The 23,064-nt window shown below is 66.2% G+C and carries 23 protein-coding genes; 12 read left to right on the forward strand and 11 right to left on the reverse strand.

The window, feature by feature from the left end; all coding sequences use genetic code 11:
* Positions 1–6: 6 nt before the first annotated feature.
* A complete protein-coding gene (locus tag FIV34_RS09280) occupies positions 7–1,299 on the reverse strand; it encodes an NAD(P)/FAD-dependent oxidoreductase (RefSeq protein WP_139981855.1) in 1,293 nt (430 codons plus the stop codon).
* Between the two features lie 106 nt (positions 1,300–1,405).
* Here FIV34_RS09280 and argS point away from each other — a divergent pair, with 106 nt between their 5' ends.
* Positions 1,406–3,136: an arginine--tRNA ligase gene (gene argS, locus FIV34_RS09285; protein WP_170207556.1), complete on the forward strand. Its 1,731-nt coding sequence runs from the start codon at positions 1,406–1,408 to the stop codon at positions 3,134–3,136.
* Positions 3,137–3,147: 11 nt separating this feature from the next.
* Here the strand turns inward: argS and FIV34_RS09290 are convergent, their stop codons facing one another.
* Entirely contained in the window at positions 3,148–3,492 is a 345-nt protein-coding gene (locus FIV34_RS09290) for a carboxymuconolactone decarboxylase family protein (RefSeq protein WP_139981861.1), read from the reverse strand.
* Positions 3,493–3,722: 230 nt separating this feature from the next.
* On the opposite strand from FIV34_RS09290, the gene FIV34_RS09295 reads away from it, so the two are divergent.
* From FIV34_RS09295 to FIV34_RS09305, 3 genes are all read left to right on the forward strand, one after another.
* A complete protein-coding gene (locus FIV34_RS09295; RefSeq protein ID WP_139981864.1) occupies positions 3,723–4,466 on the forward strand; it encodes a cyclic nucleotide-binding domain-containing protein in 744 nt (247 codons plus the stop codon).
* Positions 4,467–4,532: 66 nt separating this feature from the next.
* Positions 4,533–5,138, forward strand: coding sequence for an OmpW/AlkL family protein (locus tag FIV34_RS09300; RefSeq protein ID WP_139981867.1), 606 nt, complete (start codon positions 4,533–4,535; stop codon positions 5,136–5,138).
* Positions 5,139–5,207: 69 nt separating this feature from the next.
* The gene (locus FIV34_RS09305) at positions 5,208–6,128 is read left to right on the forward strand and encodes an AraC family transcriptional regulator (RefSeq protein WP_139981869.1); all 921 of its coding nucleotides are present in this window, start codon (positions 5,208–5,210) and stop codon (positions 6,126–6,128) included.
* 9 nt (positions 6,129–6,137) lie between these two features.
* Here the strand turns inward: FIV34_RS09305 and FIV34_RS09310 are convergent, their stop codons facing one another.
* Positions 6,138–7,571, reverse strand: coding sequence for a S41 family peptidase (locus FIV34_RS09310; RefSeq protein WP_170207557.1), 1,434 nt, complete (start codon positions 7,569–7,571; stop codon positions 6,138–6,140).
* A 182-nt stretch (positions 7,572–7,753) separates the two neighbouring features.
* Positions 7,754–10,675: a TonB-dependent receptor gene (locus tag FIV34_RS09315; protein WP_139981875.1), complete on the reverse strand. Its 2,922-nt coding sequence runs from the start codon at positions 10,673–10,675 to the stop codon at positions 7,754–7,756.
* 241 nt (positions 10,676–10,916) lie between these two features.
* Here FIV34_RS09315 and FIV34_RS09320 point away from each other — a divergent pair, with 241 nt between their 5' ends.
* Positions 10,917–11,366 (forward strand): nuclear transport factor 2 family protein, encoded by a 450-nt coding sequence (locus tag FIV34_RS09320; RefSeq protein ID WP_139981877.1) that lies wholly within the window; start codon positions 10,917–10,919, stop codon positions 11,364–11,366.
* A gap of 34 nt (positions 11,367–11,400) precedes the next feature.
* Here the strand turns inward: FIV34_RS09320 and FIV34_RS09325 are convergent, their stop codons facing one another.
* Positions 11,401–12,447, reverse strand: coding sequence for an alpha/beta fold hydrolase (locus tag FIV34_RS09325; protein ID WP_139981880.1), 1,047 nt, complete (start codon positions 12,445–12,447; stop codon positions 11,401–11,403).
* Between the two features lie 176 nt (positions 12,448–12,623).
* Here FIV34_RS09325 and FIV34_RS09330 point away from each other — a divergent pair, with 176 nt between their 5' ends.
* The 3 genes from FIV34_RS09330 (at position 12,624) to FIV34_RS09340 (ending at position 14,823) form a co-directional block, all read left to right on the forward strand.
* Complete coding sequence (locus tag FIV34_RS09330) at positions 12,624–12,860, forward strand: tautomerase family protein (protein WP_139981882.1); 237 nt, start codon at positions 12,624–12,626, stop codon at positions 12,858–12,860.
* Positions 12,857–13,795, forward strand: a complete 939-nt coding sequence (locus tag FIV34_RS09335; protein ID WP_211352730.1) for an enoyl-CoA hydratase/isomerase family protein — start codon at positions 12,857–12,859, stop codon at positions 13,793–13,795. Before FIV34_RS09330 ends, FIV34_RS09335 begins: the two co-directional genes overlap by 4 nt.
* 68 nt (positions 13,796–13,863) lie before the next feature.
* Positions 13,864–14,823, forward strand: a complete 960-nt coding sequence (locus tag FIV34_RS09340) for a chitosanase (protein WP_139981884.1) — start codon at positions 13,864–13,866, stop codon at positions 14,821–14,823.
* A gap of 7 nt (positions 14,824–14,830) precedes the next feature.
* Here the strand turns inward: FIV34_RS09340 and FIV34_RS09345 are convergent, their stop codons facing one another.
* The 4 genes from FIV34_RS09345 to FIV34_RS09360 form a co-directional block, all read right to left on the reverse strand.
* Complete coding sequence (locus FIV34_RS09345) at positions 14,831–15,472, reverse strand: HD domain-containing protein (RefSeq protein WP_139981887.1); 642 nt, start codon at positions 15,470–15,472, stop codon at positions 14,831–14,833.
* Positions 15,473–15,600: 128 nt separating this feature from the next.
* Positions 15,601–16,491: an alpha/beta fold hydrolase gene (locus FIV34_RS09350; RefSeq protein ID WP_139981890.1), complete on the reverse strand. Its 891-nt coding sequence runs from the start codon at positions 16,489–16,491 to the stop codon at positions 15,601–15,603.
* A gap of 103 nt (positions 16,492–16,594) precedes the next feature.
* Positions 16,595–17,083 (reverse strand): VOC family protein, encoded by a 489-nt coding sequence (locus tag FIV34_RS09355; RefSeq protein WP_139981893.1) that lies wholly within the window; start codon positions 17,081–17,083, stop codon positions 16,595–16,597.
* A gap of 92 nt (positions 17,084–17,175) precedes the next feature.
* A complete protein-coding gene (locus FIV34_RS09360) occupies positions 17,176–17,925 on the reverse strand; it encodes an SDR family NAD(P)-dependent oxidoreductase (RefSeq protein WP_139981895.1) in 750 nt (249 codons plus the stop codon).
* A 122-nt stretch (positions 17,926–18,047) separates the two neighbouring features.
* Here FIV34_RS09360 and FIV34_RS09365 point away from each other — a divergent pair, with 122 nt between their 5' ends.
* Complete coding sequence (locus FIV34_RS09365; protein WP_139981898.1) at positions 18,048–18,965, forward strand: LysR family transcriptional regulator; 918 nt, start codon at positions 18,048–18,050, stop codon at positions 18,963–18,965.
* Here the strand turns inward: FIV34_RS09365 and FIV34_RS09370 are convergent.
* Complete coding sequence (locus FIV34_RS09370; RefSeq protein ID WP_139981900.1) at positions 18,962–19,447, reverse strand: hypothetical protein; 486 nt, start codon at positions 19,445–19,447, stop codon at positions 18,962–18,964. The genes FIV34_RS09365 and FIV34_RS09370 overlap by 4 nt on opposite strands.
* Positions 19,448–19,526: 79 nt before the next feature.
* Positions 19,527–19,946: a hypothetical protein gene (locus FIV34_RS09375; RefSeq protein WP_139981903.1), complete on the reverse strand. Its 420-nt coding sequence runs from the start codon at positions 19,944–19,946 to the stop codon at positions 19,527–19,529.
* 202 nt (positions 19,947–20,148) lie between these two features.
* Here FIV34_RS09375 and FIV34_RS09380 point away from each other — a divergent pair, with 202 nt between their 5' ends.
* The 3 genes from FIV34_RS09380 to FIV34_RS09390 all read left to right on the forward strand — a co-directional run bounded on the left by FIV34_RS09380 (position 20,149) and on the right by FIV34_RS09390 (position 23,060).
* The gene (locus tag FIV34_RS09380; RefSeq protein ID WP_139981905.1) at positions 20,149–21,261 is read left to right on the forward strand and encodes a sensor histidine kinase; all 1,113 of its coding nucleotides are present in this window, start codon (positions 20,149–20,151) and stop codon (positions 21,259–21,261) included.
* Positions 21,258–22,028 carry a LytR/AlgR family response regulator transcription factor gene (locus FIV34_RS09385; protein WP_139981908.1) on the forward strand — a complete coding sequence of 257 codons (771 nt, stop codon included), beginning with the start codon at positions 21,258–21,260 and terminating at the stop codon, positions 22,026–22,028. The genes FIV34_RS09380 and FIV34_RS09385 overlap by 4 nt, the downstream gene beginning before the upstream one ends.
* A gap of 102 nt (positions 22,029–22,130) precedes the next feature.
* The gene (locus FIV34_RS09390) at positions 22,131–23,060 is read left to right on the forward strand and encodes an MBL fold metallo-hydrolase (protein ID WP_139981911.1); all 930 of its coding nucleotides are present in this window, start codon (positions 22,131–22,133) and stop codon (positions 23,058–23,060) included.
* Positions 23,061–23,064 lie beyond the last annotated feature (4 nt).

A 23,064-nucleotide genomic window follows, 5' to 3' on the forward strand; every position in this document is an offset into this window, starting at 1 on the left:
GTCGCGTCAGTGCAGTTTGACCGGTGGGTAGGTCGTACGGCGCAACCGGTCCGCGATCCACAGCGCCGTCGCGCGCCCGTACCCGTGCAGCGTCACGCGGTGCATCTGCTCCAGCGATACGTAAAGCATCTTCGCCAGCCAGCCGCGCAATGGCAGCACGGAACGACCCGGCGGTACCGTGGGTACTTCGCCGGCCGCCTGGCGCACGCCCAGCGACACCAGGGTGCCCTTGGCGTGGTACTTGAACGGCGTGACGGATTGCCCCTGCATCAGGCGTGGCAACGCCTTCGCCAACCACGTAGCCTGCTGGTGCGCGGCCTGCGCCGTCGGCGGCACCACCGTGCCCTCGGGGCTGAACGCCGCGTACGCGCAATCGCCGATCGCGTAGATATCACGCACGCCTTTCGCGGCGAGATGCCCGTCCACCACGATGCGGCGATCACGCGATAGTTCGAACGGCCCGAGGCCGGTCACGAAATCGTGGCCGATCACGCCCGCCGCCCACACCTGGATATCGCAGGGGATATGCGAGCCATCGGTGAGGGTGAACGAACCCTCCTGCACCGATTTCACGCCGACACCCACGCGTACGCTCACGCCCATCCGCTGCAGGATGCGCTGCGCCCACGCCGAGGTGCGTGGATCCACCGCGGGGAGCACCCGTGGCGCCATGTCCATCAAGGTGATTTCCAGCTTGGTCGCGGGCGAGAGGCCGCCATAGCGGTGCATGTCGTTGAACGCATGGTGCAGCTCGGCCGCCAGCTCCACGCCCGTGGCACCCGCGCCGACGATGCCGATGCGGATCTTGAAGTTCGGATCACCGGCCGTGCGCAGGGCCAGGGCCAGGATGCGCCGGCGCAGGCGCACGGCCTGGGTGGGGCTATCCAGCATGTCGCAGTACTCGAGCACGCCGGGCGTCCCGAAGTCGTTCACGCGGGTGCCAAAGGCGAGCACCAGCGTGTCGTAGGACAGCTTGCGTGCGGGCAGGATCAGCTCATCGGTGCCTGGCAGGTGCACTTCGGCCAGGTCGATCTGTTTGGCTTCCACATCGACATGCTTGATGGCGCCCGGTTCATAACGGTAGCCATGCACCGTGCCGTGGGCGAGGAACGGCACCGCCTCCTCGCCATCGCCGAGCAGGCCGGCGGCCAGTTCGTGTAGCCGGGGTTTCCAGAAGTGGCTGGGATCGCGGTCGACGAGCGCCACATCGCAGGCGTCGCGCCTGCCCAGCCGGGTGGCCAGTTCCACGCCGGCGGCGCCGCCACCAACGATCACTACCCGATGCCTGCTTGTTGTCATGGAAGGGTTTCCTGATCGCAATAACTGACCCCGAGCATAAAAGGAAAGCTGTCGCTTGCTTGCGAAGCCTCTACCTTTCATGTACATCCGTGCCATGCCGTCCTTAATGTCGCAGGTAGACCAGGCATTGGCCCTGGTCTTCCAGACTCTTTCTTTGCCCGTCGAATTAGCCCGTGCGGAGCCGTCCGCGCGGCCTGAGCTGGGTGATCTGCAGTGCAATGCGGCGCTGGCCGCCGGCCGGCTGGTCCGCAAGCCGCCACGTGCCATCGGCGAGGAGATCGCCGCCTCGCTGCGCGGCGATCCCCGCTTTGCTGCCGTGGAAGTCGCCGGCCCCGGTTTCGTGAACCTGCGCCTGTCCGATGCCTTCCTGGCGGAGGTGGCGGCCGCCACCCTGGCCGATCCCCGGTTGGGCGTGAGCGATGAGGGGCAGGGTAGCCTCGTGGTCCTGGATTTTGGTGGTCCTAACGTCGCCAAGCCGTTGCACGTGGGGCATCTGCGCTCGCTGGTGCTGGGCGAGAGCCTGCGCCGGATCCTCGGCGCATTGGGCTGGCGGACGCATGGCGATGCGCACCTGGGTGACTGGGGCCTGCAGATGGGGATGCTCAGTGCTGCCATTCGCCGCGAGGCGCCAGGCCTGGCCTACTTCACGGGGGCGGGGTCTTACCCCGCCGAGGCACCTGTGACGCTGGATGAACTCGAGCGGCTATACCCGGAAGCGGCCGCCGCGAGTCGCGATGATCCGGCGCGGATGGCCGAGGCGCGCGCGGACACGGCGGCGCTGCAAGCGGGCGACCCCGGCCTCATGGCGCTGTGGCGCAACCTGCGCAAGCTCAGCGTCGATGCGCAGGCCAGGGACTTCGCCTTGCTCGATGTGCACTTCGATGCGCTCGATGGCGAGAGCGATGTCCGCGATGCGGTCGCGCCGCTCGTTGCCGATTTCCGTGCGCGTGGCGTGGCCCGCGAAAGCGAAGGCGCCCTGGTAGTGGATGTGGCGTTGCCCGGCGACACGCACGAGGTGCCGCCGTTGCTGCTCGCCAAGAGCGATGGTGCCGCCCTGTATGCCACCACGGACCTTGCCACGTTGCAGGCTCGTGCCGCGATGCCCGGGCTGGCGAAGGTCGTGTATGTGGTGGACCAGCGCCAGGCGCTGCACTTCGAGCAGGTCTTCCGCGCGGCACGTCGCGGCGGCATCGCCGCCGGCGTCGAGCTGGTGCATGCGGGCTTCGGCACGGTGAACGGCAAGGACGGCAAGCCCTTCAAGACCCGCCAGGGCGGTGTCGCGCGCCTGCGCGACCTGCTCGATGAGGCGGTGGAACGTGCGCGTGAGCGCGTGGATGGATCCGATCGCGTGGACGCCAGCGAGCGGGAAGCGCTCGCGCGGATGATCGGCAGCGCCGCGGTGAAGTTCGCCGATCTGTCAGGCGACCGGCTGTCGGGCTACGTGTTCGATGCGGAGCGGCTGGTGGCGTTTGAAGGCAAGACCGGCCCATACCTGCAGTACGCGGTGGTCCGCATGCGTTCGGTACTCGAAAAGGCCCACGACACACCGGCAGGCGCTCCGTATGCCGTGCAGCCTGCCGAACGCGAGCTGGTGCTCGCGTGCCTGGCGTTCGGCGACAAGGTCAGCGAAGCGGCGCACCTGCTTCAGCCCGGTGTCCTCGCCGGTTGGGCCTATGACATCGCCCAGCGCTTCAGCCGCTTCTACGACCGCTGCCCGATCCTGCGCGAACCCGACGACGCCGTTCGCTCACACCGCCTGGGCATCTGCCAGCTCACCCTGGCGGTGTTGGAGCGCGCGCTGGACCTGCTGGGCATCGATGTCCCGACGCGAATGTAGCGGCGAAGGCGTTATGCCTTCGGGCTGTACGCCTCAACCGCATCCATGACGCGTGCCGAGTAGACCAGGGCCGCACCCGCATTCATCGCGATCGCCACGCCCAGCGCTTCGCTGATCTCCTCACGACTGGCGCCCGCCTTCAGGGCGGCGTCGGTATGCACGGTGATACAGCCATCGCAACGCGTGGTGACAGCGACGGCGAGCGAAATCAGTTCACGCGTCTTCGCGCCGAGCTGGCCTTCCTTCGCATTCGCGGCCGAAAGCGTCTGGTAACCCTTCAACGTATCCGGGCTCAGCTTGCCGATCTCGCCGATACGGCCCATGAGCTCTTTCTTATAAGCAACCCAGTCAAGCATGTCCGTGACTCCATCAAGACGGCAGCGCGGCATGCGCTGCCCATGGAGATAGTTTGGCACCGGCCCGTGGGCCGCTAAATGCTCAAATGACGCGTGTTTTGGCGGATTCGTCTCACCCACGTGGTTCCGGCCGATTCGGGGACAGGACGTCGCACCCCGCTGACAGCCGGCGGCGCCTCGCCGTGCCGCTGGTACGGTCGGGCGGTAATTGACTACGAGAGGGAATTCTCATGAACCAGCCGACCACGATGGCGGCACGCCTTGGCTGCTCGGACTGCGGCCTGCACGCCATTTGCCTGCCCGAGGGCGTGACCGAAGGCGGGCTTGCCCGGCTCGACCGGCTCACCCGCCAGCGCAGCACCTACCAGCGCGGTGATACCGTGTTCCGCCAGGGCCAACCCTTCAACGCGCTCTATGTCGTGCGTTCCGGCGCGGTGCGCGTCGCGCTGGGCGATGCCCATGGCGGCCAGCAGGTGCTCGGTTTTCGCCTTCCCGGTGAGATCCTCGGCATCGATGCCTTGCTCGACGACAGCCACCGCACCGACGCCACGGCGCTGGAGCGGACCACCATCTGCGAAGTGCCGTTCGACCGGCTCGAAGAGCTGTTCCACCAGGTCCCCGAACTGCAGCCGAAGATGATGCGCGAGCTGGGGCGCGAAGTGGCCAGTGCACAGGAACATGTGCTTGCCATGGGTCGCCAGCAGGCGCTCGAACGCGTGGCGATGTTCCTGCGCAGCCTGCTGGAGCGCTACGACAGGTTGTCGCGGCCTACCGACTGCCTGCGCCTGCCGATGGGCCGTAGCGACATCGCCTGCTACCTCGGCCTGGCGGTGGAAACCGTGAGCCGGGCGTTGGGGCGCATGGAAGAGAACGGCGTGCTCTCCGCCAGCGGGCGTCACCTGCGGATCTTCCGTCGCGATCTGCTCGACGCGTTGTGCATGGTGGACGGCGTGGGCGATCGCCGAAGGAACTGAGCGAGGTCAGGAAGCGACGGGCGCGAGGTTTTTACCCTTTCGCCATCGCCCCCAAGGAGTCACCCCGTGCTTCATCTCAAGACCCTCGCCACCGCCTTCTTGCTCACCGCGCCGTTCGCGGCACAGGCGGCCGATACGCCGTGGACGCTGCACTTTGGCGCCCACGTCGTCGATCCAAAGTCGGATACCGGCCAGCTCGCCGGCATACCCGCCCGCGTCAGCAAGAGCACCCGACCCACCTTCAGCGTGGAATACCGGTTTGCGCCGGGCTGGACGGCCGAGCTGCTGGCCGCGCTGCCGTTCCAGCACGAGGTGCGCCTGGACGGCACGCGCGCGGTCAGCGTCAAGCAGCTCCCACCGTTGCTGGGCGTGAACTATCACTTCATGGAAGGGGCGAAGGTGTCGCCTTTCATCGGCGCTGGCGTGAACTACACCTGGTTCTTCGACAAGAAAGGCCGCAACGCCCTGCAGGGCACGCACGTGCAGATGGAAAACAGCTGGGGCGCCGCCGGGCATGCCGGCGTGGATGTGCGCCTCGACGAGCGCTGGACGTTCACCGTCGACGCCCGTTACATCGACATCGACTCAAAGGTGAAAGTGAACGGTGCGCGCGTCGGCACCGCCCATGTCGACCCGTGGGTGTACGGCGCAAGCGTCGGCTATCGCCTGTGATGCCTTCCGGGTCTTGTCCATGCCGCCTTACGTGCCGATACTCGCGACACACTCGCGCCTGACGGAACCATGGACGCACTGACCCGGATCCTCGACCTCGCCCGCGTGCGCGGCGCGCTAGACCTGCGTTGCCAGCTCGCGGGTGGCTTCAGCCTGGACCACGCCGACGCGGCGCCGGGCGAGGCGCCGTTCCACCTGGTGCTTGCGGGTGAGGGCGTGATGGAGCTGCCCGGCAAGCGGGCGTTGCAGATGAAGGCCGGTGACCTCGTCGTGCTTCCAAAGGGCACTACGCACCGAATCCGTGATGCCCATGGCGCGCGCACCCAGGCTCCGATCACGCTGGATACGTCCGGCCCACTGGCGGTGCGGCGGACGGAAGGTGAGGGCGAGGTGCTGGACCTGCTCTGCGGGCGTTTTGTCCACGCCCCTGACGCCGGCCAGCTGCTTTTCGCGAGCCTGCCCGATGTCCTGCACGCGTCGCTGGCGGACAGCCACGGCATCGCCACGCTGGAAGCCATTGTCGCCGTGTTCCGGGCGGAAGTGGGTGAGCTGGCGCCGGGAGCGCTCGCCGTCGTCACGGCGCTCAGCCAGGCGCTGCTGGTGTTTGCCCTGCGCGCCCAGCTGGCCCACGGGCTGATGCCGCCCTCCTTGCTCACCTTGCTTGCCGACCCGCGCCTGGGTCGCGCCATGCTCGCCATGCTCCGTGACCCGGCGCACGAGTGGACCGTCGAGTCCCTCGCGGCGCAGGCGGCGATGTCGCGGGCGACGTTTGCGCGGCATTTCGAAGCGAAGGGCAAGCAGTCGCCCCACGAAGTACTGACGTTGCTGCGCATGCACCTGGCGGCCGAGCTGCTTCGCCGTGGTGAACTCAACGCCGCCGCGGTGGCCGAGCGCGTCGGCTACCGTTCCGAATCCGCCTTCGGCAAGACCTTCCTGCGCGTGATGGGCCAGACGCCCGCGCGCTTCAGGCGCGACGCGCCGCCCGGCTGACGCTGCCGTTTACAGCGTCGTGATCCACCGTTCGAGCGTCGGGGTGTCCGCGAGGTCGCCGGGGTAGGGATGGCTGGGCACCAGCGGCACGTTATTGCCACGGGGGCGCCCGCGGTACACCTTCATCGCCACCGCCAGCTTGCCGTAGCCGCTGGGCAGCACGGGCGTGCGCACATCCATGTACAGGGTATCGGCGCTGGTTTCCTCGCCCACGTGGATGGCACCGAGCGCCAGGAAGACGTCCGCCGCGTCCAGGCACGCCGAGGCGCAGCCGGCGTCCGTCACCATGTAAATCCGCGCATGCGTCCTGGGCGGCGCCGGCGTGGGCGGTTGGGGATCGTTGGCGCTGTGGTAGAAGGGTTTGTGTGCCTTCATCGCGGCGATGACACCCGCTCGCGTCGTCCGGATCCACTCGATGTCCGTGGCGGGCGTGCCCGGGTGCGATTCTTCCATCGCGAGGATCTCGCTGAGCCGGTCGACCACGCCGGTGGAGGCGCGCCAGTCGACGCTGGTGGAATTCACGTTGACCTTTTCAAACGCCTCCTTGCCCCAGAGCGCCTCGGCGATGCGCATCGCCCACTCCGAGTTGCCCCCGGTGTTTCCGCGCAGGTCGAGGACCACGCGGGGCGCCGCCAGGATCGTCGCGCGCTGCGCCGTGACCTGCGCGATCAGCGGCGTCAGCGCCTTGGCCGCCGGATGGTCGAGATCGCCATCGAAGTCGCTGAGCGCGATCCACACCGTGCCATCGTCCAGCGTGCGCAGGCCAATGGGTTCCGCCGCACGGTGCCAGGCGGCGGGGAGATGGAGCTTGCCATCGGCGTCGGTGAACGGCCGCCACGCCAGGTCCACGTCACGCGGCTTGCCGTCCACCTCGAAGGTGCAGTGGCGCGGCCGCTGGATCCACGGATTGCCCGGGTCGATGAACAGGCGCGCGCCACGCACCACGCGCGTGGCGTGGAGATTCCAGCGCCCGTACTGGGTTCCGACGTTGCGGGCCGCCAGCGTCGTCGCGTCCACGCCGTCACAGGCGACAAGGCGCGCACCGTTGGGCACCGGCGCGTCGGCGGCGCGGGACACCACGCGCTGCACGTCGTTGCGGTCGAAGTTGGTCAGGAAGCCAGGCCACTGCAGGTCCAGCTTCGGTTCCTTCGCCAGGTCCGCGGGAGAGAACGCCAGGTGGCCGTCGTCGAAGCTGGCCGCATAGGCCTGCAGCGCGAAGCGGTAGCCGCCGTACGTCGTCGTGGTTTGCGCACGGGTGAGTGCGAGCTTCAGGCCCCTGTCGTTGGCCGCCGCGAAGCCGGGGTTCGCCGGGTCCACCGGGCCAGGATGGTTGCGTGCGATGTCGTCGTGCATCGCCTGCGCGTCCTTGCGCAGATCGCTGGCCCAGTCCTCGGCGTGAACGGGCAGTGCGATCAGCAAGGCGGCTGCTAGCAGGTGCTTCATGGGTCGTCCTTGAGGGTGTGCTGAGGGTGGATCGGGGGCGTATAACGGGGGCATGAGTACCCCCGAATCCACCCCATGTCCGATCTGCCAGGGGGCCGGCGAGGTCACGTACGTCGACGAGGAAGTCGGCTGTCGCGTGACCTTGCCGTGCTGGGCATGCAGCCCGGCGCCCGCCCCGGCGGTTACATCTTGTAATTGATGCCGAACATGATGGTGCGGCCGTAGGTGTCGAACTCCAGCGGGCGCTGGATCTTCACGTTGTTCGGCAGCGCCGAGGTCTGCGAGGTCTTCATCGGCGAATCCGTCAGGTTGTTCACCTGCAGCAGGATCGACAGGCCGCTGTACGTCCCCTCCTGGAACTCGTAGCCCACCTGCATATCGGTCTGCTTGTCGGCCAGCACCGTGGTGTAACCGAGCTGGTCGAACAGCGCGACGGCTTCACCCGTGTACGACGAGCGGTAGCGCTCGGCCACGCGGAACGACCAGCCGTATTTCTCGTAGTACACGGCGGCGTTTGCCACCTTGCGCGAGAGGCCGGGCAGGGTGCTCGGGCCGCCGGGAATGCTGGACACCGCGCTGACGGGTAGCGTGCTGTTGGTCAGCGAGAAGTTGGCCTGCGCGCCGAAGCCATCCAGCCAGGAGGCGATCAGCTTGCCTTCGATGCCGCCCTGCAATTCCAGACCCTGGATCTTGCCGCCCGTGCCGTTCTGCGGGGTGGTGAAGGAACCGACCGTGCTGGTCGGGGTGAGCGTCGGGTTGTCGTTCACGTACTTCGAGAAGTCGTAATCGAGCACCGTCTCGTTGTAGATGTAGTTCAACAGGTTCTTGTTGAATACCGCGGCGGCCACGTAGCTCGCATCGCCAAAGTATTTCTCCCACGACAGGTCCGCACCCACGGCGATGTACGGCTTCAGCTTCGGATTGCCGCCGCTACCCGACCACAGCACCTGGCCCGCGGCCGGGCCGTCCTCGATCTGGGCCACGCCGGCGGACGTCGCCACCTTCTCGTCGTCGATACGGCCACGTGCCATGGTCTTGGCCAGGCCGAAACGCACGAACTGCTTGTCGGCTACCTCGGCCACGATGTTGAGGCTGGGCAGTACCTTGGTGTACTTCGCGCCATCGGAAATACGGCCCACCAGCGTGTCGCCATTGGTCTGCAGCGCGGTGGACGACTGGTCCGTGCGGACCACCTGCACGCCCATGTTGCCGGTGATGGGGATGCCGCCCGCATTGGTGTCGATATTGAACTTCAGGTAGCCCACCGGCACCTTCTCGCGCACCGTGTAGTTGCGGCTCCAGTCCGACTGGCCATTGCGCTGGGTGAGGTAGAACTGGCTGCCCAGCGCGTCCATCACGTTGTAATTGACCACGCCGGGGAAGCCGCCGTAGCTGAGGTCGGTGATGCCGCTCAGGAACGACGGGTCGATCGGTGAGCCGTAACCCGGGACGTAGGTGTCGGCGTCCGAACCGTTGCCGTTGAGCCAGGCGAAGAATACGTCGGCGGACTTGGTCTTTTCACGATCGGAGTAGTTCGCGCCGAGCACCGCATCGCTGAAGATCCAGCCCACCGGGTGGGTCACTTCGAGGCGGAAGGCCTTGATGGTGTCCTTCTGCTTGTCGTACTCGTAACGGCCGTTGTAACCGTAGTTGTTCGGATCGGTGAACTGGACCACCGACGGGTCGGCAAAGTCAGTACCCGGCATGAAATCCGGGAAGTGCTCGTGCACCGGCGTGGCAAAATCCGTGGAGCTGGTGGCGTTGCCGGGCAGGCCGGCAAACAGGTAGCCATCGTGCAGGCGGCGCTTTGACATCGAGTACGACGCGTCGGCGTTGATCGCCCAGCCGTTGCCGAAGTCGTACTGGTTGTTCCAGCCCGCGGAGAAGAGGTTGTCCTGTTCCTTCGTGTATTCGTTCTGCAGGATCGCCTTCAGGCCATCGATGTGGCCCGTGGTGACCAGCGGGTAGGGCAGGGTCGGCACGGTGCCGACATTGGAGTAAGACACATTGTCGGACGGGCTGCTCGACCACTGCGCGCCGTTGAGGTGGGTCTTCTGGTCAAACGTGGAGTAGTACAGGTCCAGCGTGGAGTGGTAATGGTCGTCGGGTGCCCATTCCAGCACCGTCATCAGGCCATTGCGCAGCTGGTTTTCCGACTTGGCACGCAGCTGCATGCCCTCCTGCGAGAGCACGTTGTCCGGGATGCCCGGGGTGTGCGGCGCGCCCCAGTTCGTCTCGGCACCCTGCGAGCCATTGTTGAGGCTCCACCACCAGGCCTGGTATTGCTTCTCCTGGATCGGCGAATCGAGCTGGGCAAAGCCCACGGCCAGGCCGAGGGTGTGGTCGAAGTATTGGTCGATGTACGAGAAGCTCGCGCGATGGCCGGTGTCGCCCACGCCACTGCCGTGGTTGAGGTTGCCGTTGTCCGTGGTCTCGCCGCGCAGGTTCACCGACATGGTGCGCTTGGGCTGGTCCAGCGGACGGATGGTGTGCAGGTCGACGGTGCCGGAGAGGCCCTGGCCGACGAGGGTGGCGTCGGGCGTCTTGTACACCGTGACGCCGCTGATCAGCTCGGACGGGTACTGGTCGAAGTCGACGCCGCGGTTCTCGCCGATGGTGGCCTGCTCGCGGCCGTTGAGCGTGGTGCCGACGAAGTCCGGCGACAGGCCACGGATCGAAATCTGGTTGGCGCGGCCGTCCACGCGCTGCGTGGCCAGGCCGGGCACGCGCGAGAGGCTCTCGGCGATGCTGCTGTCGGGCAGCTTGCCGATGTCTTCGGCGGAGATGGCTTCGATGATGTTGCTGGAATTCTGCTTCGCCTTCAGCGAATTCTGGATCGATGCCTGGATGCCGGTGACGACCACGGCGTCGAGGTTGCTGATGCCGTCGGCGCTGGTGGGCTTCTTGGCTTTCGCGTCCTTTGCCGATTTTGCATTGGCGTCGGTGGGGGCCGGCTGCGTCGTCGGCTGGCTCGGGTTCTGGGCCTGCTCCTGCGCCTGGAGGGCGCCGGACGCGAGCAGCAGGGTCATGGCGCACGCGGTCGCCAACGGGCGGTGGCGGGTGGCAGGCACGGCGAGGCCGCGCGTCGAATAGCGAAAATTCATGGAGTTCCCCGCGTCTTGTGACGTTATTTTTAGTGCGTCGAACGCCCCTCGTGCTCGCGGCGGCGAGGATGGGCGAGCGACACACGGCTGTCATCTGGCGGCGCAGCAGAAACGTGCGAAACGTTCATGTTTCATCCGTGCACGCGGCGCAAGAAATTGCGACTCACGTCCCAAAAGACACAGGCGCGCCGCACGGGGACGCGGCTAGCATCGGCGACACATCCACCGGGAGGGGAACCCCATGTCCGTTCGCACGATTGCCGTTGTTGCCTGCCTTCTTGCCGCCGCGCCCGCGATCGCGGCCGAACCCACCGCCGCGGAGAAGGCGGTGCTGGCGCCGTTCCAGGCCTTCCTCGATGGCATGGCGAAATACGACCAGGCGGCGATGCGCGCCACCGTGCAGCCGGAGGGCAGCGTGGCGCTGCTGCGCAAGGATAAGGTGATGCGCAACACACTTTCCGGCTTCATCGACCACATCAAGCCGGGCAAGGACCAGATCGAAGAGCGGATCTACGATCCGCTGGTTCGCATCGACGACAACCTGGCCATCATCTGGACGCGCTACGACTTCCGCCTCAACGGCAAGGTCGTGCATTGCGGCACGGACCTCGTCCATCTGGTGCGTGCGGACGGCAAGTGGGTCATCGCGGGGATCGCGGACAACAGCCGCGACGATTGTCCCGCGGCATAACCGCGAGGCGCTCGCGCGCTAACGGATCACGCCATCACATGTGGTCCACGTCGACAATGGCCTGCACGAAGGCCTCCGGCGCCTCCTGAGGGAGGTTATGGCCGATGCCGCCGGTGATGTTGCGGTGCTCGTACTTGCCGGTGAACTTGGCCTTGTACGCGGACGGATCCGGATGCGGCGCACCGTTGGCGTCGCCTTCCATGGTGATGGTGGGGATGCCGATGGTCGGGCCGGTGGCGAGCTTCGCCTCATCGTCGGCGTACTTTGCCTCACCCTCGGCCAGGTCCATGCGCCACCGGTAGTTATGGATGGTGATGGCCACGTGGTCCGGGTTGTCGAACGCGGCCGCCGTGCGATCGAAGGTCGCATCGTCGAAGTGCCATTGCGGCGACGCCAGCTGCCAGATCTGCTTGTTGAAGTCGTGGCGGTTCTGCTCGTAGCCGAGGCGACCGCGCTCCGTGGCGAAGTAGAACTGGTACCACCATTGCAGCTCGGCCTTCGGCGGCAGGGGTTTCTTACCGGCCTCCTGGCTGCCGATCAGGTAGCCGCTCACCGACACCAGCGCCTTGCAACGCTGCGGCCACAGCACGGCCATGATGTCCGCCGTGCGCGCGCCCCAGTCAAAGCCCGCGACAATGGCTTTCTTGATCTTCAACGCGTCGAGCAGAGCAATGGCGTCCGCCGCGATGGCCGAGGGCTGGCCGTTGCGCATCGTTCCCTCATCAAGGAACCGCGTGGAACCGTAGCCACGCAGGAAGGGCACGATGACCCGGTAGCCCTTGGCTACGAGGGCAGGAGCGACGTCGGCAAAGGCGTAGATGTCATAAGGCCAGCCGTGCAGGAGCAGCACCGCCGGGTGTTTCGACTTGCCCATGTCGATGTAACCGACATCGAGCACGCCGGCATGGATCTGCTTCACCGGGCCAAACGTCGCCGGGGTCGGAGGCGCGGCATGCGCGCCCGTCGCCGCGAGTACCGATGACGACGACGCAACGGCCTGCGGGCCAACCAGTGCCACGGCAATCGACGTGCCGGCCATGGCGAGGAAATGCCTGCGTAGAGGGTCCGTATCGATCTGCATAAAAGGTTTCCAGGAACGGGATGGTGACTGTGGCGGGAGCATGCACCCGCTAACTTTCCGTGGCTTGGACTAGCCTGCCGTCGCGTCGTTTCCAGATCGAATCTTTAGCGCGCACTTAACCCAAACGTCACGGAAGCGGGCGCGATATCGGTGGGTCCTACGGCGGGAGAGCTTGCATGCCCATCGTCACCATCCAGATCACCCGCGAAGGTTCCGGCGACGGGCGCGACAGCGTCACCGAGCAGGAGAAGGCCGAGTTGATCAAGGGCGCCAGCGAGCTGCTGCTGCGCGTACTGCACAAGCCGCTGGTGTCCACCTTTGTCGTGATCCAGGAAGTACCGCTCGAAAACTGGGGCTGGGGCGGACTACCCGCCCTGGAATTCCGCCGGCAACACCCGGATGGCCTGAAATGATGAAAGCGACCCTCCTTGCCTCGGCGTTCGTCGCCGCAGGCCTCATGGCGTTTACCCCCGCGTTTGCCGAGAAGGCACCGGATGCACCCAAGGGCAACCAGCCGTCGAAGGACGAAATCAAGGTGGTGAAGGTGACGCCGGAGTACTGGCGCGTGGTCATCGACCATCCTCCCTTCAACATCTTCGGGCCGGAGACGATTCCGCAGTTGAACAAGGTGATCACGGCGCTCGAGACCGACCCGAAGGTGCGCGTCGTGGTGTTCGAGAGCGCCGTGCCCGGCTTCTTCCTGACCCACTACGACTTCGTACCGGCATTGACCGACACCACGAGCATGAAGAACGGCAGCACCGGCCTGCCACCGCTGCCGGACATGCTCGTGCGGCTGAGCAAGGCGCCGGTGGTCTCCATCGTGAAGGTGCGCGGACGCGCGACGGGCGTTGGCAGCGAGCTCTCGCTGGCCAGTGACATGCGCTTTGCCAGCCGCGAAAAGGCCTTGTTCTCACAATGGGAAATCGGCGCCGCGCTGGTGCCAGGCGGCGGCCCCATGGCACGCCTGCCGCGCATGATGGGCCGCGGCCGTGCACTCGAAGTCGTCCTCACCGGCGACGACATCAATGGCGATCTGGCCGAGCGCTACGGCTACGTCAATCGCTCCTTGCCCGATGCCCAGCTGGACGACTTCGTCGACAAGCTGGCCCGGCGCATCTCGCGTTTCGACAAGCAGTCGCTCGCCGATATCAAGAACCTGGTCAACGAAAACAGCCTGCCGCCCGACAAGGAAATCGGCGCGGGATGGGATGCCTTCATCACGTCGGTGAAGCGGCCGCAGGCGCAGAAGAACATCAAGACGCTGATGGACGATGGCCTGCAGGTGAAGCCGGACGTTGAGGTACGCCTGCCGTACTACACCGGAAAACTGGACCCCGTGCCGTAGAAACACTTAGTCCACGTTGCCGGAAACGCTGTGTAATATTGGCGGAACGGCCAAATGGGGAGCCGCCGATGAATTCCGCCGCGCAAGCGTTGCAGACGCTTCAACTCCGCACCATTGCCGCGATTGGCAATGTGTTCGAAACCTCGTCCGTGGTGGGCCGCTACAGCACGGTGACCTTCAGCCAGAACGATGCCGGTCACGTGAGTTACGGACGGGCACAGGTCAGTCTGAAGAGCGGTAACCTCGGACGCCTGCTGCAGGCCTACGTCACGGCGGCGGGCGCTGCGTACGTCACCGCCATCCAGCCTTACGTGCCGCGTGCATTGGCGTTGGACGTGGGGCTCGATACGGATAGGTATTTCCAGAACCTGTTGCGCGCGGCGGCGGATGACAGCGTGATGCGCGCCGTCCAGGATGCGTACTTCGACGCCAACTACCTGATGCCTGCCGTCGATACCGCGGCGCGGCTCGGCATCCACAGCGCCCTCGGGGCGGCCGTGGTCTACGACAGCTACGTGCAGGGAAGCTTTCCGGCGATTCGCGCGCTCACCGATGCGGCGGTCGGCGGCATGCCGGGCACGGACGAGCACCGATGGGTGGCCGCGTACGTCGCCCAGCGTCGCAACTGGCTGCTCTCGCGCAGGGGCGACCTGGCGACGTCCGTGTACCGCATGGACGCCTTCCAGGCGATGATCCAGATGAACCTGTGGAACCTCGACCTGCCGATGGTCGTCCGTGGGCAGGAGATTTCCAGCACGACGCTTAGCGCGCCGCCGCCGGACTGCTTCAACAACGACCACCCGCCAGGCAGCCGCCCGCTAGCCTGGACCGCCGGTGGCTCCGTCCTGCGTGGCCTCGACGTCCGCCATCTCCAGGTCGGCCTGTCGCAGACGCTGCCTACGGTGACGGCGGACGGTGTGTTCGGCCCGGGCACCCGCGATGCGCTGAAGGCCTACCAAAGCGCTAATCACCTGCCGGCGACCGGCTCGGCCGACGCCGCGCTGGTGCTCGCAGTTGCCAGACCCTGACAGGGGCTCAGGTCGGCCAGCCGTTGCCCAGGATGCAGTGCACGAAGTCCGTGCGGTGGAAGTGCGGTTCCTTGTGCGCCATGACATCGGCCTTGACGTTGCCAAAGGTGGTTTCCGGCTTGTTGCGCACGCCGTTGTAGAACGCATCGATGATGCCTTCCTTGAAGGCCGGGCCACGCGGATGGGCGAGGGCTACCTCGTGGCGGTCGTGCACGTGCACCGTGTCGAAGCCCAGGCCGAGGACGTCCATTTCAACGCCCGCGGTGAGCAGCGCGATCTCCGGCTTCATGTGCAGGGGGATGCCCGGCGTGGTGTGCAGGGCGATGGAGGCCCACACGGTATCGACTTCCGCCGGGCTGATGCCGCGGGCGAGCAGGAAGTCGCGGGCGGTGTTGGCGCCGTCGACTTCGAAGCGCTCGGTCTTGCTGGAGTACGCCGGGACCAGGCCCATGTCATGGAACATCGCGCCCGCATAGAGCAGTTCGGGGTCGAAGTTCAGGCCTTTGGCCTTGCCAGTGAGGGCGCCGAAGAAGAACACGCGGCGGGAGTGGTGGTAGAGCAGTTCGCTCTCGGTATCGCGGACCAGCTGGGTGATCTCGCGGGCAAGCGCGCTATCGGGAACAACGATGCCGGCAATGGACGTGGTCATGATGGAGCCCTCTGGGTGGTTTCAAGGGCTCCATTTCACCGCTGGGCGAGGGCGGCCGGATACGATCCGAAGTATCATATCCGGCCAATGCGGTGCCGAAGCGGACGCCGCCGCGGCATACCGCCCGGTCAGGCCTTCTTGCCCAGCTTCCGGTCAAGGAAATCGCCGATCAGCGGCATGATCTCGTCGCCCTTGTCCTCGAGCGCGAAGTGGCCGGTCGGGAACAGGTGGAACTCCAGGTCCTTCAGGTCGCGCTTGTACGGGTGCGCACCGTCGGCCGGGAAGATCGTGTCGCGTTCGCCCCAGGTGATCAGGGTGGGCGGCTGGTGTTCGCGGAACAGGCGCTGCACTTCCGGGTAGAGCGGCACGTTCTGGCGGTAGTCGTACATCACGTCCATCTGCACGTCTTCATTGCCCGGACGGTCGAGCAGGGCCTGGTCGTGCACCCAGTTGTCCGGCGAGATGCGCGTCTTGTCGTCCACGCCGTCGGTGTACTGGAAGATCGTGGTGTCGCGCTTCACCAGCCAGCGCAGGGCATCCCGGCTCGCGCTCGCGCCGTCGGCCCAGTACACCTTGATCGGATCCCAGAACGCCTTCAGGCCTTCTTCGTAGGCGTTACCGTTCTGGATCACCAGCGCCGTCAGTTTCTCCGGGTTCTTCAGGAACAGCTGCCAGCCGACGGGCGCGCCGTAATCCATGACATACATCGCGTACTTCTCGACCTTCAGGCGCTCAAGCAAGGTACGGATGAGATTGCCGAAGTTCTCGAACGTGTACTTGTAGGCGTTGTGGTCCGGCATCGCGCTTTCGCCGTAGCCCGGGTAATCCGGGGCGATCACGTGGTAGCGGTCGGCGAGGTACGGGATGAGGTTGCGGAACATGTGCGACGAGGTCGGGAAGCCGTGCAGCAACAGCACGACGGGGGCATCGGCGGGGCCAGCCTCGCGGTAGGCGATGTCCAGGCCGTCGATGGCCATGTGACGGTAGGAAACAACAGGGGGTTTGGCTTGGGTGCTCATCGTAGGGTCTCCGTTCAAAGCCTTGGTGGGTGTGGCTTAGTCTGGGAAGACAGCGGCTTGACGGGAACGAGGCGGGCCGCAATTGACTATTGCGCGGGGCGGCTTAGTCCCACAGGCGGCCAGGCAATCGCTCGGTGATCTCCTGCACGATCCACTCGTTGCCGTCGGGGTCGTTGAACGACACGAACGAGCCGTAGCTCTTGCGCTGCGGGTTTGGTCCGCTCACCCGGTTGTGGTTGCCGCCGTGGTGGAAGAGGCCGTCCGCATCGTGGAATACGTCGCTGGTCTCGATGCCGCGGCGGTTGAGTTCTTCACGTACCGCGACCACGTCGCGAGCGACGAGATGCAGCCCGCGAACAGAGCCGGCTGTTGCGCCGGTCATCTTGTCGCCGAACATCACCGAGCAGTGCGATTGTGGCGGGGTGAACTGGATCACCCGGAAGCCCTTGTCGTTGGCGAAGTCAGCGTCGAGGCGCCAGCCGAGCTGGCTGTAAAACGCCTTCGCCCGCTCCACGTCGGAGACCGGGATCACCACGATCTCTAACGTCAGCGGGAAGGGAAAGGGCGCGTGGTTGGCCGGCGTCGTGGTCATGGCGGTCTCCCTGGGTGGAAAACCCCACGATGTCCCCGCCGGGCGCACCGCGTCTTGGTGCGGCTTTCCGTCCCGGCGGGAACGCGGGCGATTTACTGCGCGGTGTAGCCGCCATCGACAGCGACCACCTGGCCGGTGAGATAGCGGGCCTTGTCACCGGCGAGGAAGACGATGGTCTGCGCGATTTCGTCCACCGAGGCGGCGCGCCGTGCGGGGATGGTGCCGAGGAAGCCGTTCTTCGCCTGTTCGTCGTTGCCGACGAAACGATCGAGCATGTCGGTAGCGACGGGGCCCGGTGCCACGGCGTTGACGCGCACGCCGATGGCGGCGCCTTCCAGGGCGACCGACTTGGTCATGCCTTCAACCGCGTGCTTGCTGCCCACGTAGACCGATGCACCCGCCATGCCGACATGGCCGGCAATCGAGGAGACGTTGACGATGGCGCCGGCGCCCTGGCCCTGCATCACCCGCATTTCGTGCTTCATCGAGAGCAGGATGCCGAGGACGTTGGTCGAGAACGTGCTTTCGTAGTTCTCCACCGTCTGCTCGGCCACCGGGGCAAGCTGGCCTTCGGTACCGGCGTTGTTGATGGCGATGTCGAGGCGGCCAAAGCGGGCGACGGCTTGCTCGACCAGGTCGCGAACGTCTGCTTCATGACGGACATCGGCGCGGACGAATTCCGCTTCGACACCGAGGCCACGCAGCTCGACGGCCAGCGCGTGGCCGGCTTCTTCGCGGCGGCCGCTGACGACGAGGCGGGCGCCTTCGGCGGCGAAAGCGAGCGCCGTGGCGCGGCCGATGCCGGTCAGGGCGCCAGTGATAAGGACGACAGGGTGATTCACGGTGTTTCTCCAGTGCGAGGTGGGAAGGAATCGATGGGTGGACTTTGATCCATTCCTTATGACGCAACTAGACAGCGACTTGGCATATGATTGATGCCACCTAGGAATTAAAGGCGGGCATCGTGGACAAGCTGCAGGCCATGCAAACCTTCGTCCGGGTGGTGGAGGCGGGGAGCTTCTCCGCGGTGGCGAAGGAACAGGGCGCCACGCAGAGTGCGGTAAGCAAGCAGGTGGCCGCGCTCGAACGCCAGCTGGGCGCGCGGTTGCTTACGCGGACGACGCGCTCACTGGCGCTGACCGATGAAGGCGAGCGCTACTTCGAGAGCGCACGTCGACTCGTCGCGGAAGTGGCCGAAGCGGAAGCCGCGCTCGGCACGGGCGAGGAGACGCTGAAAGGGGTGCTACGCGTCGCGTCGTCGGTGGGCTTTGGCCGATTGCGACTCATGCCTGTCGTGCAAGACTTCCTCGCGCAGCATCCCGGCCTGCGCGTCGACCTGCGGCTAAGCGATGGCTACATCGACCTGGTGGAACTCGGCATCGATGTGGCCGTGCGCATCGGTGACCTGGCCGACAGCAGCCTCGTCGCGCGGCGTGTCGGCCATTCGGTGCGCGAAGTGCTTGCACACCGCCGCTACGTGCGCGCGTTGCCGAAGGGCATCAAGGCGCCAGTGCATCCGGAAGACCTCGCACGGCACAACTGCGTCGTCTACACCGGCAGCGGCATGCGCAGCAGCTGGCGTTTCGTCGCCGGGCCTGGGGCCGCCGAACCGGTAGGCACGGAACATCGCGTGGCGGTATCCGGCAACCTGCAGACGGACAGCAGCGAGGTGGTTCGCGCGGCGATCCTTGCCGGCATGGGCGTGTGCTACACGCCCACCTGGCTGTTCGAAGAAGAAATCGCGCGCGGCGACGTGGTCAAGCTGCTGCCGGACTGGTCGATTCTTTCGCCCATCCACCTCGTGAGCCCGCAGGAACGCCGCCATTCCGCGAAGGTGCGTGCCTTCATGGATCATGTCGCGACGGCGTTTGCCGAGGGCTAGGGCGCCCGCGTGAAGTAGTGCGTCCGGAAGGCCGGCTTTCCGTCCTGGTCGTAGAACGCCACGATTTCGGTCATGGTCTTGCCGTCGGGCGCGGCGGTGTAGATGCGCGTCGAGGCGGGAACGCCGCCCTTGCTCAGCCCGACCACCAGCACGTTGGGCTGCGGGCGCAGCGTGGCAGCGGCGTCGGCCTCCGGCGTCCCCGTGACGGCGACGGACGTGCCGTCGAGCGGCACGGCGTTGGTGGAGTGCACTTCGTTGCCGGGGGCGTAGACGATGTCGACATCCATCGACAGGCGATCCTTGCCGGCATCCGTGAAGGCGATGGTCACGCTCTTCGGCCTCGCGTCAGGCGGCATCGCCATGCGTGAAGTATCAACGGCCCAGCGACCCAGCAAGGGCGAAGGCGGGGCTGTGGCAGCGAATGCGGGCGCGCACAGGGCGAGGCCGAGGGTGAGCGTGGCAGCGAGTAAACCGTCCTTCATGCGACCTCCGTCAGTTCACGATCCGGGTGTGTCCGGGCCGATCATACGACGGGCTGCCCGAGATGAACGTCGCCCCGACTCAGTGGATGAGCTGATCCACGGCGGGGCCGCCGGTGGCGACGTTGTCGGGCACCACGGTGCGCCCCTGCAATGTATTCAGGCGCAGGCCGTGCGTGCGGCACACATCAACCGCATTCAGGCGCGACACGCGTTCGCCGGTGAAGGTGATCTGTACATCGCGCAGGCACGGGCCGGAGGGCAGCTGGAAGGCGGTGGCGTTGAGGCCGCCGTTGAGTGACGTTCCCAGGTCAATGTCCTGGAAATCGTCGCTGCCGCTGGGGGCAACAGCCACATGCGTCACGCTGTCGGCGGTGGCATTGACTAGGTTGAAGGGGGCCGACGTCAGCCGGTCCGGCGCGGTGCGCGACGCGGGCGTGGCGCAGGCCGCCAGCAGCAGGGTGGCGAGAACGGTAACGAGGCAGGGCAGGGACCGGGTCATGGGGCGCTCCATCGGCAGGTGGGTTTCGGGCCGTGCGCGTTTGGCGCCGGCGGTGCCATCAAGCCTCGGCCAGGCGTGCGCCGGAACGGTTTTGGGACGAATCGTCGCCAGCGCATGACCAATGGCAACCGCGACGGGTTTTGCTTCCCAGCCCTGCAAAACCGCGCCTAAGATGGCCCCGCCACCTCCTGGACACCCCCCGATGAAGATCCGCCTTGGCAACACGCAGATCGGCCTCACCCGGTACCTCGGGCTGTGGGGCATCGTGGCCGTGGTGTTCGCGATACAGGGCAGCCTGCATGACGACCTGCTCGGCCGCAGCTTCGACATGACCGATTACCTGCGCTGGTCGATCATCCAGTGGTACACGTGGGCGGCGCTTGCGCCCCTGGTGTTCCGGCTGGCGGCGCAGTATCCGGTGCGCCTGCCGCTGCGCGTGCGCGAGCTGTGGGTGCCGCTGCTGGCCAGCGTGGCGGTGACCGTGCTCGCCCTGTTCATCGGCGCGCTGGTATCGACGATGTTCGAACCCACCGGCTTCGGCGAACAATGGCGCCAGTTCGTCGGCCAGCACGCGGCCACCGGCATGCTCACGTGCTGGGCGCTGTTTGCCATCCAGCAGGCGATGCAGTATCGCGAGGAGAAGGCCCGGCGCGAGCTGGAGGCCTCGCAGCTGCAGGCCGAGCTCGCCCAGTCGCGCCTGCAGGTGCTGCGTACCCAGCTGCAGCCGCACTTCCTGTTCAACACGATGCACGCCATTGCCACGCTGCTGCACTCGGACGTGACCTCCGCGGAAGACATGTTGCTACGCCTGAGCGACTTGCTGCGCGCCTTCCTCGACGAATGCCAGGGCCAGGAAATCACCCTGCGCCAGGAACTGGTGCTGCTGGACCTCTACCTCGGTATCCAGCGCACACGCTTCAAGGATCGCCTCGACACGCGCATCTACATCTCGCCGGAGACCCTCTCCTGCGCCGTGCCCAGCCTGATCCTCCAGCCGATCGTGGAAAACGCGATCCGCCACGGGATTGGCGAGCGCGTCGGCGGCGACTGCATCGAGATCGAAAGCCGCCGCGACGGCGACAGCGTCACCATCGAAGTGCGCAACCGCAACAGCACGCTGGAAGAATCCGGAGGCGCCTCGTCGGGCCACGGCATCGGCCTCTCCAACACGCGCCTGCGCCTGGACGAACTCTATGGCACGGCCGGCCAGGTGGAACTGCAGATGCTCTGGCCACAGGGCGTGGCCTGCCGCATTCGCGTGCCCTACCGGATCATCGACGAGGTGGACGACGCGCCGGAGGTGGCCGCGGCATGAAGCTCTCCGTGCTGGTGGTGGACGACGAGCCGATCGCGCGGCAGGCCATCCTGCGCCTGCTGCGTGATGACCCGGACATCACCGAGATCACCGAGTGCGGTGACGGCCAGTCCGCCGTGGAAGCGATCCGGGCGCAATCGCCGGACCTCGTCTTCCTCGATATCCAGATGCCGGCCATGAGCGGCCTGGACGTATTCCGGACCGTCGGCTTCGAGCGCATGCCGGCCACCGTGTTTGTCACCGCCTATGAGCAGTACGCCGTGCGCGCGTTCGAGGCCAACGCGGTGGATTACCTCGTCAAACCGTTCAGCCGCGACCGCTTTGCCCACGCCCTGGCGCGGGCCAAAGGCCGGCTGGCTATGCCGGCGACCACGGCCGACGCCTCGTCCCACATCATCCAGGCCCTGGACGCGCTGCGCCGGCGTGACGACTACCTGGAGCGCATTCCCATCCGTGAAAGCGAGCAGGTGACCTTTGTCGACGTGGACGATATCGTCTGGATCAAGGCCAGCCGCAATACCGTGCTGATCCATCTGCCGGACCGCGTCCATGAGATGCGCGAAACGATGGCGAGCCTTGCCGAGCGCCTCGACCCCCGGCAGTTCGCCCGCGTGCACCGGTCGGCCATCGTCAACGTACGCCGGGTCCAGACCGTGCATCCGTGGTTCAACGGTTACCACGTGGTCACCATGGATACGGGGCAGAAGCTGCGGATGAGCCGCTACCAGCAGGAAGCGTTCCTGAAGCTGGTCTCGATCCAGCGCTGACCCGACGGCGACGGGGAAATTAACCAAGCCATTGGCCCCCTCGCGGGTGCGCAATAGGGGGCGAGCTGGCGGCCCTTCGACCGCCCTGAGGGAGAGCGCACCATGAAACGCACCAGCATCCTGGCCCTTGCACTCGGCATGGCCTGTGGCTCGGCCTGGGCCCAGGCGCCCACCAAGCCGGTCAGTCCCGTCATCATGATCAACAAGGCCGCGGCCACTACGCCGATCGCCACCACGCCCTTGCGTGGGCCGCTGAGCATGCTCTCCGGCTCGGGCGGCAATATCACCGTGCTGACCGGCAAGGACGGCAAGCTGATGGTCGACGCCGGCATCGCCGTGTCCCGCCCACGCGTCGAGGCCGCGCTGACCGCGATCAGCAATGCGCCGATCAAGTACGTGATCAACACGCACTACCACTGGGATCACACGGACGGTAATCCATGGGTGCATGAGGATGGCGCCACCATCGTGGCCACGGCAGGCACGGTGAAGCGCGTCTCGGAGACGACGCGTGTCGACGATTGGGACTTCACCTTCCCCCCGCTCGCCGCGGGCGGCATCCCCACCGAGATCCTGAAGGCGAACAAGACGTATCACTTCGACGGCCAGACGGTGGAAGTGCGCCTGCTTGAGCCCTCGCATACCGATACCGACCTGTACGTCGTCTTCAAGGAAGCGAACGTCGCCTCGCTGGGCGACCTGTTCTGGAACGGCGTCTATCCGTTCATCGACAACGAGAACGGTGGCGGCATTGACGGGATGATCAAGGCCGACGATGCCATCCTGGCGAAGCTCAACGACGACGTGGTGCTCGTGCCGGGACACGGCCCGGTGGGCACGAAGAAGCAGTTCAAGGCGTTCCGCGACATGCTCGCGGGCATCCGCGACAAGGTGGCTGCGCTGAAGAAACAGGGCAAGTCACGGGACGAGGTGGTGGCGGCGAAGCCGACGGCGGCGTGGGATGAGGTGTACGGCCACTTTGTCATCGACCCGGACTTCTTCACCCGCATCGTCTACGACGGCCTGAAATAGCGAG

It is taken from the genome of Luteibacter pinisoli, from assembly GCF_006385595.1.
GTDB lineage: Bacteria > Pseudomonadota > Gammaproteobacteria > Xanthomonadales > Rhodanobacteraceae > Luteibacter > Luteibacter pinisoli.

What these genes read in the sequence shown, in the direction of transcription:
- FIV34_RS09370 (WP_139981900.1), bottom strand. Translation starts at nt 19,447, where the DNA reads ATGAAGGACGGTTTACTCGCTGCCACGCTCACCCTCGGCCTCGCCCTG.
- FIV34_RS09325 (WP_139981880.1), bottom strand. Translation starts at nt 12,447, where the DNA reads ATGCAGATCGATACGGACCCTCTACGCAGGCATTTCCTCGCCATGGCC.
- FIV34_RS09350 (WP_139981890.1), bottom strand. Translation starts at nt 16,491, where the DNA reads ATGAGCACCCAAGCCAAACCCCCTGTTGTTTCCTACCGTCACATGGCC.
- FIV34_RS09335 (WP_211352730.1), top strand. Translation starts at nt 12,857, where the DNA reads ATGATGAAAGCGACCCTCCTTGCCTCGGCGTTCGTCGCCGCAGGCCTC.
- FIV34_RS09315 (WP_139981875.1), bottom strand. Translation starts at nt 10,675, where the DNA reads ATGAATTTTCGCTATTCGACGCGCGGCCTCGCCGTGCCTGCCACCCGC.
- FIV34_RS09380 (WP_139981905.1), top strand. Translation starts at nt 20,149, where the DNA reads ATGAAGATCCGCCTTGGCAACACGCAGATCGGCCTCACCCGGTACCTC.
- FIV34_RS09390 (WP_139981911.1), top strand. Translation starts at nt 22,131, where the DNA reads ATGAAACGCACCAGCATCCTGGCCCTTGCACTCGGCATGGCCTGTGGC.
- FIV34_RS09295 (WP_139981864.1), top strand. Translation starts at nt 3,723, where the DNA reads ATGAACCAGCCGACCACGATGGCGGCACGCCTTGGCTGCTCGGACTGC.
- FIV34_RS09310 (WP_170207557.1), bottom strand. Translation starts at nt 7,571, where the DNA reads ATGAAGCACCTGCTAGCAGCCGCCTTGCTGATCGCACTGCCCGTTCAC.
- FIV34_RS09330 (WP_139981882.1), top strand. Translation starts at nt 12,624, where the DNA reads ATGCCCATCGTCACCATCCAGATCACCCGCGAAGGTTCCGGCGACGGG.
- FIV34_RS09345 (WP_139981887.1), bottom strand. Translation starts at nt 15,472, where the DNA reads ATGACCACGTCCATTGCCGGCATCGTTGTTCCCGATAGCGCGCTTGCC.
- FIV34_RS09305 (WP_139981869.1), top strand. Translation starts at nt 5,208, where the DNA reads ATGGACGCACTGACCCGGATCCTCGACCTCGCCCGCGTGCGCGGCGCG.
- FIV34_RS09280 (WP_139981855.1), bottom strand. Translation starts at nt 1,299, where the DNA reads ATGACAACAAGCAGGCATCGGGTAGTGATCGTTGGTGGCGGCGCCGCC.
- FIV34_RS09375 (WP_139981903.1), bottom strand. Translation starts at nt 19,946, where the DNA reads ATGACCCGGTCCCTGCCCTGCCTCGTTACCGTTCTCGCCACCCTGCTG.
- FIV34_RS09340 (WP_139981884.1), top strand. Translation starts at nt 13,864, where the DNA reads ATGAATTCCGCCGCGCAAGCGTTGCAGACGCTTCAACTCCGCACCATT.
- FIV34_RS09355 (WP_139981893.1), bottom strand. Translation starts at nt 17,083, where the DNA reads ATGACCACGACGCCGGCCAACCACGCGCCCTTTCCCTTCCCGCTGACG.
- argS (WP_170207556.1), top strand. Translation starts at nt 1,406, where the DNA reads ATGTCGCAGGTAGACCAGGCATTGGCCCTGGTCTTCCAGACTCTTTCT.
- FIV34_RS09320 (WP_139981877.1), top strand. Translation starts at nt 10,917, where the DNA reads ATGTCCGTTCGCACGATTGCCGTTGTTGCCTGCCTTCTTGCCGCCGCG.
- FIV34_RS09290 (WP_139981861.1), bottom strand. Translation starts at nt 3,492, where the DNA reads ATGCTTGACTGGGTTGCTTATAAGAAAGAGCTCATGGGCCGTATCGGC.
- FIV34_RS09385 (WP_139981908.1), top strand. Translation starts at nt 21,258, where the DNA reads ATGAAGCTCTCCGTGCTGGTGGTGGACGACGAGCCGATCGCGCGGCAG.